Source organism: Telluria sp. ZB4P36 (assembly GCF_059685865.1).
In genome coordinates, this window is the sequence record NZ_JCASIE010000002.1 from 440,168 (window position 1) to 454,850 (window position 14,683).

Here is a 14,683-nt window from a genome sequence, read left to right on the forward strand (position 1 = left end):
GGATGAGGATCCTGCGGCGCATCGAGGTAAGAACAGAGACAGTCAGTCGAGCAGATTGTTCTTCATGGCGTAATAGGTCAGGTCGCTGTTCGACTGCAGGCCCATTTTCTCCATGATGCGGGTACGGTAGGTGGACACGGTCTTGATCGACAGCGACAGCGCATTGCCGATGTCGGACACGGTGGCGCCCTTGGCCAGGCGCAGGAAGACCTGGAACTCGCGGTCGGACAGCTCGGTGTGCAGCGCCGTGTTCGGGTCGCGGTCGAAACTCTGGGCCAGCAGTTCGCCCACGGTCGAGCTCACGTAGCGGCGGCCCTGGAACACGGTACGCACGGCGGTCTTGAGCTCGTCGGCCTCGCACTCCTTGTTCAGGTAGCCGTTGGCGCCCATCTTGAACAGGTTGAGCGCGTACTGCTGCGCCGGGTAACCGGACAGGATGAGGACCGGCAGGTTCGGCTGGCCCTGGCGGATGGTGCGCAAGATATCGATGCCGCTCTGGTCCGGCATGGCGATATCGAGCAGGAGCACGTCGCAAATCTCGCGGCGTGCGATATCCAGGGCTTCCCGCCCGGTGGCGCCTTCGGCAACGACTTCGAACTCGCCCGACGACGAGAAAATCTGTTTGAATCCTGCTCGAACTATTTGGTGATCGTCACAAATGGCAACGCGTATCATTGTCTTCCCTTATATTTTCCCTTTTCAGGAAAGTGCCAGGTCCGTGCACACGCCCCGGCTTTGCATGCGTTGATGTCAGCATGACCGCAGGTGACATTCTATCACTACGGCGCACGGCATCAACAGCGCACACTTGCTGAGTTAAGAACCTCTTAAAGAAGCGCGGGACGCGGCGCCGGAGCCGGCGCGCGCGATGCAGCCGGCCTTGGCGTCAGGCGACGCTCGTACCTTGCCTGAGCAGTGCGAGGATGTTCATCAGCTCGGCACGTACGTGCTCGATGTCGATGACAGGCACGCTCGGGATCGGCTCGGCTTCCGGTACCGCGGCCAGCTCGTGGCCGCGGCCGTCGAGGCGGTTGCGCGCACCGCTGATGGTGAAGCCCTGCTCGTAGAGCAGTTCGCGGATACGCCGGATCAGCAGCACTTCGTGGTGCTGGTAATAGCGGCGGTTACCTCGGCGTTTGACCGGCTTTAGTTGGGTAAATTCCTGTTCCCAGTAACGCAGCACGTGCGGTTTGACCCCGCATAAATCGCTCACTTCACCGATGGTGAAATAGCGCTTCGCCGGGATCGGCGGCAGCACAATGGGTTCAGGCTTGTTCGGTCGTTCGCTCATCTAGCACTCAGGCAGCACGGGCCAGCGTGTTGCTCGGCGGGCTGGTCTCCTCGACCATTCCCTTGAGCTTCTGGCTGGCGTGGAAAGTCACGACGCGGCGCGCCGTGATGGGGATCTCTTCCCCGGTTTTCGGGTTGCGGCCCGGCCGCTGCGGCTTGTCGCGCAACTGGAAGTTGCCGAAACCGGACAGCTTGACCGCTTCGCCGCGCTCGAGCGCGTTGCGGATCTCGTCGAAGAAGGTCTCGACCATGTCCTTGGCTTCGCGCTTGTTCAGGCCGACCTGCTCGAACAGCAGCTCGGCCAGCTCGGCCTTGGTCAGGGTGGGCAGTTCCATCTCTGCTTCCTTCCGCATCCGCGCGACTTGTGTTGCGCGATGCAGATCAGCCGCCAGTGCTTCCTGGAACACGGCCGAGTCAACGTCGTTGTTATTAATTTTGAAGCCCTACCTTCAAGAAACGATGTTTTGGAACGATGTGAGGCACCCCATGGGGTGCCTTCGCCACATCATGCACGCAGCTTTGCGCCGACTTTTTCTTGTGCCGCACGGGCCACGGCCGCCATGATGGCGTCCACCGCGTCGTCCTGCAGCGTCGATTGAGTATCTTGCAAGCCAAAGCGGAAAGCAAGGCTTTTTTCATCCGTCTCCAGGCCCTTGCCGCGGTATTCATCAAACAAAACAACGGCTTGCACGATCTTTCCACCAGGATTGGCTGCGATCTCGGCCTGGAAAGTATCGATCACTTCCTGCGCCGACACCCCCTGCTTCACCACCAGCGCGAGGTCGCGGGTCGCGCCCGGGAACTTCGAAATCTCGGCGTAGACCGGCACGGCGCGCTGGCGCAGCGCCTCGGCATCGACCTCGAACAGGACCGGCGCCAGCGGCAGGTCGTACTTCTGCAGCCAGCGCGGGTGCAGTTCGCCGATGAAGCCGATTTGCTTGCCGTCGAGCTCGACGAAGGCGCTGCGGCCCGGATGCAGCGCCGGGTGCTCGCCCTTCACGAAGCGCAGCACGCGCGGGGCGAACAGCGCCTCGAGGTCGGCCTTGACGTCGAAGAAGTCGACCGCGCGGGTCTTCTCGCCCCACTGCTCGTCGACCGAGGGGCCATAGGCGATGGCGGCGACGTGCTTGGGCTGCTCGAAACCGGCCACCGACAGCGGGCCGTCCTGCACTTCGCTGTTGCGCTTGAAGACGGCGCCGACTTCGAACACGCGCACGCGGCCGGCCTTGCGGTTGACGTTGTAGCGCACGTTGGCCAGCAGGCTGCCCACCAGGTTCGAGCGCATCACGCTCATCTGGCTGGCGATCGGGTTCTGCAGGCGGATCGGATCGCTGTTGGCGGCGAAGTCCTGCTCCCACTGCGACTCCACGAAGCTCATGTTGACCACTTCCTGGTAACCCAGGTCGGCCAGCTGGTGGCGGATGGCGAACAGCGAACGGGTGTTTTCCGGCTCGATCAGCATGGCGCTCGGCGCCACCGGCGGATTCGCCGGAATGTTCTCGAAACCGTAGACGCGCGCCACTTCCTCGATCAGGTCTTCCTCGATCTCGATGTCGAAGCGGTAGGACGGCGAAGTCACGTGGAACACGCCGTCAGCGAAGCTGAACGGCAGCTGCAGGCGGGTGAAGATGTCGGCCACCAGCTCGTCGGTGAGCGGCACGCCGATCACCTTGGCGGCGCGCGCGGTGCGCATGGCGACCGCCTTCGGCTGCGGCAGGTTCACGACCTGGTCGTCGACCGGGCCCACTTTGGTATCGGGCGTGCCGCAGATCTCGACGATCAGCGCGGTGATGCGCTCGATGTGCTCGACGGTGGTCGCGTAGTCGACGCCGCGCTCGAAGCGGTGCGCCGCGTCGGTCGAGAAGTTGTACTTGCGCGCGCGGCCCTGGATCGCGTTCGGCCACCAGAAGGCGGCTTCCAGGTAGATGTCGGTGGTGTCGAGGGTCACGGCGGTGGAATCGCCGCCCATGATGCCGGCCAGCGATTCGATTTCCTTGTCGTCGGCGATCACGCCGACCCACTCGTCGACTTCGATGGTGTTGCCGTTGAGAAGCTTGAGGGTCTCGCCCTTCTTACCCCAACGCACGTCCAGGCCGCCGTGGATCTTGTTCATGTCGAAGACGTGCGAAGGACGGCCGACTTCCAGCATCACGTAGTTCGAGATGTCGACCAGGCTTGAGACCGAACGCTGGCCGCTGCGCTCGAGGCGCTGCTTCATCCAGTCCGGGGTCGCGGCGCGCGCGTTCAGGCCGCGAATGACGCGGCCCGAGAAGCGGCCGCACAGGTCTGGCGCCGAGATCGTCACCGGCAGGGTTTCATCGAGGTTGACGGCGACCTGCTTGGTGGTCGGCACGTGCAGCGGGGTGCCGGTCAGGGCCGACACTTCGCGCGCCACGCCCAGCACCGACAGGCAGTCGGCCTTGTTCGGGGTCAGCTTGATGGTGAACTTCAGGTCGTCCAGGCCCAGGTAGTCGCGGATGCTCGTACCGATCGGCGCATCGGCCGGCAGCTCCATCAGGCCGCTGCTTTCCTCGCTGATCTTGAGTTCCTTGGCCGAGCACATCATGCCCTGCGACTCGACGCCGCGCAGCTTGCCGACCTTGATTTCGAAGGGCTTGCCGTCGGCGCCCGGCGGCAGCACGGCGCCGGCCTTGGCGCAGATCGCCTTCATGCCGGCGCGCACGTTCGGCGCGCCGCAGACGATGTTCAGCAGGGTGCCGGTGCCGACATCGACCTGGCAGACATTCAGGCGGTCGGCGTCCGGGTGCTTGGCCACTTCCTTGACTTCGGCCACGACCACGTTCGAGAACGGCGGCGCGACCGCTTCGACTTCCTCGACTTCCAGGCCGGACATGGTCAGCAGATGGGACAGTTCATCCGAAGACATCTTCGGATCGACCAGGGAACGGAGCCAGTTTTCTGAGAATTGCATATTCTTTAGCCTTCTTCTAAGGTCGACGGTTCAATTGAACTGCTTCAGGAAACGCAGATCGCCTTCATAGAACAGGCGCAGGTCGTTGATCCCATAACGCAGCATGGTCAGGCGCTCGAGGCCGGAGCCGAACGCGAAACCGATGAACTTTTCCGGGTCCAGGCCGAAGTTGCGCACCACGGTCGGGTGGACCTGGCCGGCGCCCGACACCTCGAGCCAGCGGCCCTTGAGCGGACCGGAGCCGAAGGCGATGTCGATTTCGGCCGATGGTTCGGTGAACGGGAAGTAGGACGGACGGAAGCGCACCTGCAGGTCGTCGGTCTCGAAGAAGGCCTTGACGAAGTTCAGGTAGACGCCCTTGAGGTCGGCGAAGGAAATGTCTTCGCCGATCCACAGGCCTTCGACCTGGTGGAACATCGGCGAGTGGGTGGCGTCGCTGTCGACGCGGTAGGTGCGGCCCGGCGCGATCACCTTGATCGGCGGCGTGTGGGTGCGCGCGTAGCGCACCTGCATCGGGCTGGTATGGGTGCGCAGCAGCAGCGGCTTCCCTAGGCTGTCATTGCCTTCGATGTAGAAGGTGTCCTGCATCGAACGGGCCGGGTGGTTTTCCGGGCTGTTCAGTGCAGTGAAATTGGTCCAGTCGGTTTCGATCTCGGGACCGTCTGCCACGTCGAAGCCGATCGAGCGGAAGATCTGCTCGACCCGCTCCCAGGTACGCATCACCGGGTGGATGCCGCCTTTGGCGCGGCCGCGGCCCGGCAGGGTCACGTCGATCGCTTCCAGGTTCAGGCGGGCTTCGAGCTGGGCATTGGCCAGGGCATCGCGGCGGGCGGTCAAGGCGCTTTCGATTTTTTCTTTTGCGGCATTGATCAGGGCGCCCTGCGCCTTGCGCTGGTCGGGATCGAGCTTGCCGAGGCCCTTCATCAGGTCGGTGATTTGCCCGGTCTTGCCCAGGTATTTTGCTTTTGCATTTTCGAGCGCGGCGGCGTCCGCAGCGGCGGTGAAGTCAGCCTGGGCCGAGGAGACGAGATCTTCCAGCGATTGCATCTTGTTTTTTTCCTGTCTGGGGGTGGCAGGAGCCACAATCAAAAACGGGGCACAGGTGTAACACCGTGCCCCGCTCTTTTTGCGTCCCTGTTACCAGGGACGCTGGTCTTGCTAGCAGACTTGCCTGATCAGGCAGCCAGCTTGGCCTTGGCGGCGGTGACAATCGCGGCGAATGCCGGCTTGTCGTGCACAGCCATGTCGGCCAGGACTTTACGGTCCAGTTCAATCCCGGACTTCTTCAGGCCGTTCATGAAGGCGCTGTAGGTCATGCCGTGCGAACGCGATGCCGCGTTGATACGGGTGATCCACAGTGCGCGGAAAACGCGCTTCTTGTTGCGGCGGTCGCGGTATGCGTACTGGCCAGCGCGCATGACTGCTTGCTTGGCAATACGGAATACTTTACTGCGGCGGCCACGATAGCCTTTAGCAAGTTCAAGGACCTTCTTGTGACGGGCACGTGCAGTAACCCCACGTTTTACTCGAGGCATATAAGCTCCCTTTGTAGATGATTAGTGAGATTAAGCGGAAGGCATCATGCGGTAGACGCTTTGGACGTCGGACGCATTGATGTTACGGGTGCCGCGCAGTTGACGCTTGTTCTTGGTGGTCTTCTTGGTCAGGATGTGACGCTTGAACGCCATACCCGACTTGACGGTACCACCCGGACGCACGCGAAAACGCTTCTTCGCGGAGCTTTTGGTTTTCATTTTTGGCATAGTATTCTGCCCTTTTACGGACAGCCTCTATACGACAGGATTGCAGGTGGCGGCAACGCTGCTCTTGGATGCCTGCTTTCACTTGTCTTGCAGCCGACGCCACACCCTGTCGACTACAACCTGCTTTTAAAAAACAGGAACCGCAGATGATAGCACAGGTTTGGCGGGAACGGTTGGGGCGGGAAGCGGTTTTGGCCGTCCCGGCCGATTCGCCCGCACAAACGAACACAGGCCGGACCCGGGCCCAGCCTGCGCTGGAACCCGGGTCCGGCCCATTCATCTGACGGCGGAAAAATTACTTCTTCTTCTTCGGCGCAACGATCATGATCATCTGGCGACCCTCGAGCTTCGGGAACTGCTCGACCTGGCCGACTTCTTCCAGGTCGCCGCGCAGGCGCTCGAGCATGCGCATACCGATGTCCTGGTGCGCCATTTCGCGGCCGCGGAAGCGCAGCGTGATCTTGGTCTTGTCGCCCTCTTCCAGGAACTTGATGAGGTTGCGCAGCTTGATGCTGTAGTCGCCTTCATCGGTACCCGGACGGAACTTGACTTCCTTGACCTGGATGATCTTCTGCTTCAGCTTGGCTTCGTGCGCCTTCTTCTGCTCGGAGTACTTGAACTTGCCGTAGTCCATCAGGCGGCAGACCGGCGGCACCGCGTTCGGCGCGATTTCGACCAGGTCGACGTTCTTTTCCTCGGCCATGCGGAACGCTTCCGCCAGGCTCACGATGCCCAGCGGTTCGTTTTCCACACCATTGAGGCGCATTTCGGGATGGGTGATTTCGCCGTTGATGCGATGCTGTTTGTCAGTAGCTATGTTGTTTCCTTTGAAAGTATGAAAGTAGACCGGCGTCAGTGTAGCGTAGTTTGACGCTTACTTCGCCTTGGCGGCGATTTCGCCCACCAGGCGCTCCACGAGCGCATCGACCGGCATCACGCCGAGATCGACATTGCCGCGGGCACGCACGGCCACGGTATTTGCTTCACGTTCTTTATCGCCAACAACCAGAATGTACGGCAGTTTTTGGACAGAATGCTCGCGAATTTTATAAGTAATCTTCTCGTTCCGCAAATCAGCGTGAACACGGATGCCTGCCGCGCGCAGCTTGGCTTCGACCTGCTTCACATAATCTGCTTGCGCATCCGAAATATTCAAGACCGCCACCTGCACCGGGGCCAGCCACAACGGCAGCGCGCCGGCGTAGTTTTCGATCAGGATGCCGATGAAACGTTCCATCGAACCGACGATCGCACGGTGCAGCATCACCGGCACCTTGCGGGTGTTGTCTTCGGCAACATACTCGGCGCCGAGGCGGCCCGGCATCGAGAAGTCGACCTGCATGGTGCCGACCTGCCATGGACGGCCGAGACTATCCTTCAGGTGGTACTCGATCTTCGGGCCGTAGAAGGCGCCCTCGCCCGGCAGCTCGGTCCATTCCACGCCGCAGGCGCGCAGTGCCGAACGCAGCGCTTCTTCGGCCTCGTCCCACACTTCGTCGGTGCCGATGCGGCTGCTTGGCCTCAGGGCCAGCTTGACGTCGATGTTGTTGAAGCCGAAGTCGTCGTAGACCTGCATCGCCTGGGCGTGGAAGGCGGTCACTTCGGCCTCGATCTGCTCTTCGGTGCAGAAGATGTGGCCGTCGTCCTGGGTGAAGCCGCGCACGCGCATGATGCCGTGCAGCGCGCCCGAGGACTCGTTGCGGTGGCACTGGCCGAATTCGCCGTAGCGCAGCGGCAGGTCGCGGTAGCTCTTCATGCCCGAGTTATAAATCTGCACATGGCCCGGGCAGTTCATCGGCTTGAGGGCGTAGGAACGGTTCTCGGAGTCAGTGGTGAACATGTTTTCACGATAGTTGTCCCAGTGTCCGGTCTTCTGCCACAGGGTCACGTCCAGGATCTGCGGCGCCTTGACTTCGTCGTAGCCGTTGACCTGGTACTTCTTGCGCATGTACTGCTCGACCTGCTGCCAGACGGTCCAGCCCTTCGGGTGCCAGAAGATCAGGCCCGGGGCTTCATCTTGAAAGTGGAACAGGTCTAATTGCTTTCCGATCTTCCTGTGGTCGCGCTTTTCCGCTTCTTCCAGCATGTGCAGGTACTGCTCCTGGTCTTCCTTCTTGGCCCAGGCGGTACCGTAGACGCGCTGCAGCATCTCGTTCTTCGAATCGCCGCGCCAGTAGGCGCCGGCCAGCTTCATCAGCTTGAAGACCTTCAGCTTGCCGGTCGATGGCACGTGCGGGCCGCGGCACAGGTCGGTGAAGCCACCCTGGGCGTACAGCGACACGTCTTCATTCGCGGGGATCGAGGCGATGATCTCGGCCTTGTACGCTTCGCCGATCGACTTGAAGTAGGCGACGGCTTCGTCGCGCGGCAGCACCTTGCGGGTGACCGCCTCGTCCTTCTTGGCCAGTTCGGCCATTTTCTTTTCGATCGCGGCCAGGTCGTCCGGGGTGAACGGGCGCTTGTACGAGAAATCGTAGTAGAAGCCGTTCTCGATGACCGGGCCGATGGTCACTTGCGCTTCCGGGAACAGTTCCTTGACGGCGTGCGCAAGCAGGTGGGCGGTCGAGTGGCGGATGACTTCCAGGCCGTCCGCATCACGGTCGGTGACGATCGCCAGGTCGGCATCTTCCTCGATCAGGAAAGAAGTATCGACGACCTTGCCGTTGACCTTGCCGGCGAGCGCGGCCTTGGCCAGGCTCGGCGCGATGTTCTGGGCCACCTGCGCGACGGTGACGGGACCGTCGAACTGACGGCTGGAGCCATCTGGAAGTCGAACGTTGAGCATGCTGTTCTCCAATGTGGCGCCACGCGCCGCTAAAAGTTGAAAATCTTGAAAGCTGAATTCTCGAGACGAAAAAAAACGCGCTCTAGGCGCGTTGTTTTCAGTGTGTTGAGCAAAAGAACACCATACCGCGTCTAGCGATTCCCCCACAACAAAGTCGTAGTTCGCGGTGTCATAACCGTCAGTGCCTTTCTCGCTCTTACTCTGTACTGCTGTGTGTTCTGGTGGGCGGTGCAGAATTCGAATCTGCGACCCCTTGGATGTCGACCAAGTATTCTAACCAGCTGAACTAACCGCCCAATGCCGCCATTATAGGGAGTGCATCGGCCTTAGGCAAGGCTTGTCACGGAAAAAGTTTCCTGGCACGCCTTTGGCTTACACTAGCGCCTTGTTCCAATCATCACGCCCCCATGTCCGCCCAGCCCTCTTACGAGCACCTGCACGCCCACCTCGACGGCGACGCCCGCCACGCCCACGTGATCGAGGGCCGCAGCCAGGCCGCGCTGTCTGTGGCGCTCGGCCTGACCCTGCTGTTCGCCCTCATCGAAGTCATCACCGGCTTCATCTCCAACTCGCTGGCGCTGATCTCCGACGCCGGCCACATGGTGACCGACGCCGCCGCGCTCGGCCTGGCCCTGCTGGCCCAGGCGATCGCCAAGCGCCCGCCCTCGCCCCGCCATTCCTTCGGCTTCGTTCGCGCCGAAGCCCTGGCCGCCTTCGTGAACAGCCTGGCCATGCTGGCCCTGGTCGCCTGGATCGCCTGGGAAGCGGTGCAGCGCCTGCTGCATCCGGAGCCGGTGCAGGGCGGCGTGGTGCTGGTGGTGGCGGCCATCGGCGCCGGCATCAACCTGCTGGTGGCCTGGGTGCTGTCGCGCGACAATCACAGCATCAATACCCGGGCGGCGCTGGTGAACGTGCTGGGCGACCTGCTCGGCTCGCTGGCGGCGATCGCGGCCGGCGCCATCATCTATGTCTTTCCGACCTGGGTGCGGGTCGACCCGATCCTGTCGATCTTCGTGGCACTGCTGATCCTGCGCTCCACGAGCGGCATCCTGCGCGAGTCCTACCACTTCCTGATGGAAGGCGTGCCGAGTGACATCGACTACCTGGAAGTCGGCGCCAACCTGAAGGGCGTGGACGGCGTGCTCGACGTGCACGACCTGCACGTATGGGACATGTCGCCCGGCCACCCTGCCCTCATCGGCCACCTGGAAATCGCCAGCCTCGAACAGTGGCCGGCGGTGCTGGCGGCGGTACGCGCCATGCTGCGCGAAAAGCACGGCATCGACCACGTGACCCTGCAGCCGGAAGCGGCCGGCGGAAAATCGCTGTAAGCCGGGTCTTACCCGGCGCAGGCCCGCACGCCGATACCCGTCCTGCTGCCGTGCTGCGCATAATCGCCCCATGGATTGCGAACGCACGGTTTTCGACACCCTCATCATCGGCGGCGGCCCGGCCGGGCTGACCGCCGGCATCTACCTGCGCCGCTTCACCCGGCACATCGCCCTGGTCGACAAGGGCAACAGCCGCCTGTCCTGGATTCCCGTCTCCCACAACTACCCCGGCTTCCCGGACGGGATCAACGGCGTCGAGCTGCTCGGGAACCTGCGCGCCCAGCTCGCCAACTACGGCGGCAGCGTGATGGCGGGCGAGATCCTCGACCTGCGCCTGGAAGATGGGCTGTTCGTCGGCGACTATGCCGCACTCGACGGTGGCGTGGCCTGCCAGGTGCGGGCGCACACGGTCTTGCTGGCCACCGGCGTGGCCGACGCCGGCATGCCGGTCGAGCGCTGGGACGAGGCGGTGCGCTGCGGCGCCGTACGCCTGTGCCCGGTCTGCGACGGCTGGGACGTGATCGACAAGCGCATCGGCGTGGTCACCTCCGAGGTCAACCCGGTCGGCCATGCCCTGTTCATGCGCACCTTCAGCGCCGACGTGCTGCTGTTCGAACGCGGCCCGGTGTCCACCCTGAACGACGAGGACCGCCAGCGCCTGGCGGCCGCGAACGTGCGCTACATCGACTCGCCGCTGGCCGGCGTGACGATGAGCGAGGACATGAAGCCCATCCTGCACACGAAGGATGGCGCGGACCATCCCTGCGACGTGTTCTACCCGATGCTGGGCGAGAACGCGCGCTCCGACCTGGCCAGCGCCCTCGGCGCCGAGACCGTGGAGTGCCGCAAGCTGCTGGTGGACGACCATTGCCGCACATCGGTCCCGGGCCTGTTCGCGATCGGCGACGTCACCCGCGGGCTGAACCAGATCGCGGTGGCCACCGGCCAGGCGGCGCTGGCGGCGACCACCATCCACAACACGCTTCCCTGGGCGCTGCGCCAGGCTCCGGCAAGCCAGGGCGATTGAACGCCGCCCTCAGGCTTCGACGTCGCAGATCCGGTCGCGCCCCGCCGACTTGGCCTGGTACAGGCGGCGATCGATCCGGTCCAGGAAGACCTCGGGATCGTCGCCGGCGCCCGGAACGATGGTCCCGACCCCGATGCTGGCCGTGACCAGGCGCCCGACGCCCGAGCGCGCATGCGGAAGCTCTTTCTGCGCCAGCAGCTTGCGGCAGCGTTCCGCGATGTTGCGGGCGGCCTCCTCGTCCGTCGCCGGCAGCAGCAGCACGAATTCCTCGCCGCCGAAACGGGCACACAGGTCGCGCGTGCGGGCGGCGCCCGCATCCAGCACGGCGGCGACCCGGCGCAGGCACTCGTCGCCCTGCACATGGCCGTAGTGGTCGTTGTATTGCTTGAAGTAGTCGATGTCGATCACCAGCAGCGACAGGGGCTCGCCGCCGGCGCGCGCCTTGGCCCATTCGACCGGATACAGGGTGTCGAACATGCGGCGGTTGGCCACGCCGGTGAGGCTGTCGCGATAGGACAGCACTTCGAGTTCGCGCTGCAGTTGCAGGATCTTGTCCTCCGCCTGCTTGCGCGCCGTGATGTCGAACATGAAGCCGACCAGGGAGTCGACGCTGCCGTCGGCGCGCCGCACCACGTGCACCACGTCGCGGATCCAGACCTGCTCGCCGTCGCGCGTCAGCGCCCGGTAATCGGCTTCGTGGTCCACGCCCTGCTGCGACTGGGCGACGCAGAAGTCGACCGTCTTCTGGCGGTCTTCTTCATGGATACGCTCGGCCCAGTCGCTGACCGAGGTCCAGCTGGACGGGCTCCAGCCGAGCAGTTCTTCGATTTGCGGGCCGATGTAGGTGAAGCGCATCGTGGCCCAGTCGATTCGCCAGGGAATCGCTTTGGTCGATTCCAGCAGGGTGCGATACACGCCGGGATCGTCGCAGGCGAGCGGCTGGGAGGCGGAAATGGGGGCGCTCATGGGAATCCGTGTCGGGGCTGGAGCATGCATTGTGCATCGGAAACTGCAGCGGCACCCGATGTTTACACCCGAAAGCGCACTGCGCACTGTCGCGCATTGGATACAAAAATCAGGACGAAGTTGGCAGCTGCGCCGCTGGTCCTGAACTCAGCCCTGTCCTGAGGCCAGCGCGATCCGGCGCCGGATGCGCTGGACTTCCTGCGCATCGCCGGCCGCCTCGGCGCGCTGCGCCTGCACGCCCAGCCAGGCCAGCAGGGGGCGGCGCCAGCCCTGGTTCGACGCCGTGTCGATCGCCTGCGCCATGCTTTCCGGCGTGATGCGGCCGGCCTTGAACGCGGCTCCGGCCGCCACCAGGCGCGCCAGCGGATCGGCCACGCCGGCGACCTGGCCGGTGGCGAGCACGGGACGGTGCTGCTCGGGCAGCAGCGCCCCGTTCAAACCTTCCCATCGGCCATACAGATAATCGGCATAGGCGCGCTGTTCGGGCGTCGCCTCCTGTGCCAGGGCCGCGTAGCCCGGACAATCGTCGAAATCGAGACTGGCCACGCGGGCCGCGCAGCGCACCAGTTCGACCTGGGCCACGTAGTCGGGCCGGCCGGTGCTGGTGGTGGCCGTGCGCGCGCTGCGGAAGCCGGCGGCTGCGGCGGCCGTGTGCCCCTGCAGGTAGTCGTCGACGGAGCCGTCGAGGGCGCCCTTGGCGTCGGCCTGCCAGTCGGGCGGCAGCGGTTTGCCGGCGCAAGCGGCGAGCATTGCCACGGCAAGGAAAGCGCAGATTCTCATGGAAGCTTGATCTCCTGGTTGCTGCGGGCGAAGGGCCATTTGCGGTTGATCTCGTCGACCAGGCGGTTCACCTTGCGCAGGCTGGCGTCGACTTCGCCGCGCAGCGCGCCCAGGTCTTGCGTGGCCACGCGTGCGTTGGCGCCGACGGCCTGGGCCTCGACCAGCACCGCGTCCACCTTCTTGAGCGTGGTGCTGGCATCCTGCAGCACCACGTGCAGCTGCCGGATCGCGACCTGGGCGTCATCCATGACCCCGTCCTTGCCGTAGACCCGCTGCTCGGTCTTGCCCAGCAGGGAATTGATGCGATCCAGCGCCTCGCGCAGCTTGCGCGCCTCGGCATCGCCGCCCATCACCCCGCCCAGCACCCCGGCCGGGCCCGACATGCGGCCGGTGACGGAATTGATGTTGGCCAGGCTGGCATTGATGTCCGAGCCGGTCGCCGTCATCGTCTCGAGGTTTTCCAGCAGCGCCCTGGCGGTGGCGACGATGCGCGGGATCTCGGCGGTGGCGTCGCCGCGCAGCACCTGGCGGGTGGCGCCCGGCGGCAGCGGCGGGTCGTTCAGCAGGCCGGTGAAGGCGCGCAGCCGGGTCTCGCCGACGATGCTCGACTCCAGCGTGAACACGCTCGAGGTGCGCAGCCACTTGGCGTCCTTGCTCTGCACGTCGACCAGGATCCGCACCTTGCCCTCGGGTGAGAGCTCGACCTGGCTGACGCGCCCGATCGGGAAGCCGGCAAACGTCATGTCCATGCCGGGAATGACGCCGGACGAATCGTCGGTCTCCAGTACCAGGCGCTGGGTCGGCTCGAACACGCCGCGCGCGTGCATCACGTAGCCGATGAAGGCGGCGACCAGGATGCCGATCGCCACCAGCAGGATCATTGCCTTGAGTTCGACGTGTTTCGGTTCGTCCGGCAAGGGTTCGGTCATGTCGTCCTATTCTTCTTTTAAATGTATTTGAGTGCGAGCGAGGCGGCTTCGATCACCAGCAGCACGAACAGCAGGCGCAGCGCGCCCGGCTGCACGGTGACGTTGACGCGGCGCGGATAGCGCTGCAGCTCGAGGATGGCCGCTAGCGGGATCAGGGCCACGGCCAGTCCGAACAACACCGTCTTGAGCACGAAGCCGATGGTCACCGCCGGCGAAAACACGCGGCCGACGGTGCGGGTGTAGTCGGACATGCCCCAGGGCGACAGCCCATACACGTTCAGGTAGGCCAGCGCCAGCACGATGACGCTGGTGACCATCGCCAGGCTGAGCACCCCGAAGGCATTCGCCAGCAGCTGCGGCACCATGTCGCGCCGCATGCGGCGCAGCGCCTCGTCGTTGGCGGCCTGCGCCGACATGCCGGCGCGCGCCAGGCCGAGGGCCGAGGCGTCGAAGGCCATGCTGGCGCGCAGGGCCACGAACATCGCGGCGCTCAGGGGAATCAGCTCCAGCACCAGCACCCGCACCACCATCTCGAGCGCGAAGTGCGACAGGCCGTAGCTCTTGGCCGTTACCAGCACGATGCGGATGATGACGAGGCTGATCAGGCTCGATGCCAGCCCAAACCAGGGCAGCACCTGCCAGGCGCTGGCGTAGATGTGGCGGGCGGCGGCCAGGCGGTTCTCGCGGTTGTAGGTCGAGGGCGAGAGGGCCATCACGATGGCGATTGCGCCCAGGTGCACCATGTACCACCAGCTGCGCAGGTAGCGTGCGAAGGCGAGGCCCCACAGGCTGGGTCTGGCGTAGAGGTTCAGGGTTCGGCGCATGGTGTCAATATGATACAAATTTTGATGAGTTTGCTCGGTTTTTGTATCGAATTGAT

At 64.0% G+C, this 14,683-nt stretch carries 15 protein-coding genes and 1 tRNA gene; 2 read left to right on the forward strand and 14 right to left on the reverse strand.

Annotation, left to right across the window (positions count from 1 at the left end):
- Positions 1–42: 42 nt before the first annotated feature.
- The 10 genes from AC56LK_RS04675 to AC56LK_RS04720 form a co-directional block, all read right to left on the reverse strand.
- Positions 43–675, reverse strand: a complete 633-nt coding sequence (locus tag AC56LK_RS04675; RefSeq protein WP_497178215.1) for a response regulator — start codon at positions 673–675, stop codon at positions 43–45.
- Positions 676–886: 211 nt separating this feature from the next.
- Complete coding sequence (locus AC56LK_RS04680; RefSeq protein ID WP_497183401.1) at positions 887–1,291, reverse strand: MerR family transcriptional regulator; 405 nt, start codon at positions 1,289–1,291, stop codon at positions 887–889.
- 7 nt (positions 1,292–1,298) lie between these two features.
- Positions 1,299–1,643, reverse strand: coding sequence for an integration host factor subunit alpha (locus AC56LK_RS04685; RefSeq protein ID WP_497183402.1), 345 nt, complete (start codon positions 1,641–1,643; stop codon positions 1,299–1,301).
- A 152-nt stretch (positions 1,644–1,795) separates the two neighbouring features.
- A complete protein-coding gene (pheT, locus tag AC56LK_RS04690) occupies positions 1,796–4,222 on the reverse strand; it encodes a phenylalanine--tRNA ligase subunit beta (protein ID WP_497183403.1) in 2,427 nt (808 codons plus the stop codon).
- A gap of 30 nt (positions 4,223–4,252) precedes the next feature.
- Positions 4,253–5,269: a phenylalanine--tRNA ligase subunit alpha gene (pheS, locus tag AC56LK_RS04695; RefSeq protein WP_497183404.1), complete on the reverse strand. Its 1,017-nt coding sequence runs from the start codon at positions 5,267–5,269 to the stop codon at positions 4,253–4,255.
- A 128-nt stretch (positions 5,270–5,397) separates the two neighbouring features.
- A complete protein-coding gene (rplT, locus tag AC56LK_RS04700) occupies positions 5,398–5,757 on the reverse strand; it encodes a 50S ribosomal protein L20 (protein ID WP_027865360.1) in 360 nt (119 codons plus the stop codon).
- A 30-nt stretch (positions 5,758–5,787) separates the two neighbouring features.
- On the reverse strand, positions 5,788–5,985 hold the full coding sequence (rpmI, locus tag AC56LK_RS04705) for a 50S ribosomal protein L35 (RefSeq protein ID WP_056135342.1): 198 nt from the start codon (positions 5,983–5,985) through the stop codon (positions 5,788–5,790).
- A 295-nt stretch (positions 5,986–6,280) separates the two neighbouring features.
- Complete coding sequence (gene infC / locus AC56LK_RS04710; protein ID WP_497183521.1) at positions 6,281–6,841, reverse strand: translation initiation factor IF-3; 561 nt, start codon at positions 6,839–6,841, stop codon at positions 6,281–6,283.
- Between the two features lie 18 nt (positions 6,842–6,859).
- Positions 6,860–8,770, reverse strand: a complete 1,911-nt coding sequence (gene thrS, locus AC56LK_RS04715; RefSeq protein WP_497183405.1) for a threonine--tRNA ligase — start codon at positions 8,768–8,770, stop codon at positions 6,860–6,862.
- Positions 8,771–8,989: 219 nt separating this feature from the next.
- Positions 8,990–9,066, reverse strand: a tRNA-Val gene (locus AC56LK_RS04720).
- A 111-nt stretch (positions 9,067–9,177) separates the two neighbouring features.
- Between AC56LK_RS04720 and AC56LK_RS04725 the strand changes: the two genes are divergently transcribed.
- Positions 9,178–10,101 carry a cation diffusion facilitator family transporter gene (locus tag AC56LK_RS04725; RefSeq protein WP_497183406.1) on the forward strand — a complete coding sequence of 308 codons (924 nt, stop codon included), beginning with the start codon at positions 9,178–9,180 and terminating at the stop codon, positions 10,099–10,101.
- Positions 10,102–10,171: 70 nt separating this feature from the next.
- Entirely contained in the window at positions 10,172–11,128 is a 957-nt protein-coding gene (locus AC56LK_RS04730) for an NAD(P)/FAD-dependent oxidoreductase (RefSeq protein ID WP_497183407.1), read from the forward strand.
- Between the two features lie 9 nt (positions 11,129–11,137).
- On the opposite strand, the gene AC56LK_RS04735 is transcribed toward AC56LK_RS04730, so the two are convergent.
- From AC56LK_RS04735 to AC56LK_RS04750, 4 genes are all read right to left on the reverse strand, one after another.
- Positions 11,138–12,094 carry a sensor domain-containing diguanylate cyclase gene (locus AC56LK_RS04735; RefSeq protein ID WP_497183408.1) on the reverse strand — a complete coding sequence of 319 codons (957 nt, stop codon included), beginning with the start codon at positions 12,092–12,094 and terminating at the stop codon, positions 11,138–11,140.
- A gap of 147 nt (positions 12,095–12,241) precedes the next feature.
- Entirely contained in the window at positions 12,242–12,874 is a 633-nt protein-coding gene (locus tag AC56LK_RS04740; protein ID WP_497183409.1) for a hypothetical protein, read from the reverse strand.
- Positions 12,871–13,803 (reverse strand): MlaD family protein, encoded by a 933-nt coding sequence (locus AC56LK_RS04745; RefSeq protein ID WP_436105587.1) that lies wholly within the window; start codon positions 13,801–13,803, stop codon positions 12,871–12,873. Before AC56LK_RS04745 ends, AC56LK_RS04740 begins: the two co-directional genes overlap by 4 nt.
- 17 nt (positions 13,804–13,820) lie before the next feature.
- Positions 13,821–14,627 carry an MlaE family ABC transporter permease gene (locus AC56LK_RS04750; RefSeq protein ID WP_497183410.1) on the reverse strand — a complete coding sequence of 269 codons (807 nt, stop codon included), beginning with the start codon at positions 14,625–14,627 and terminating at the stop codon, positions 13,821–13,823.
- Positions 14,628–14,683: the final 56 nt, after the last annotated feature.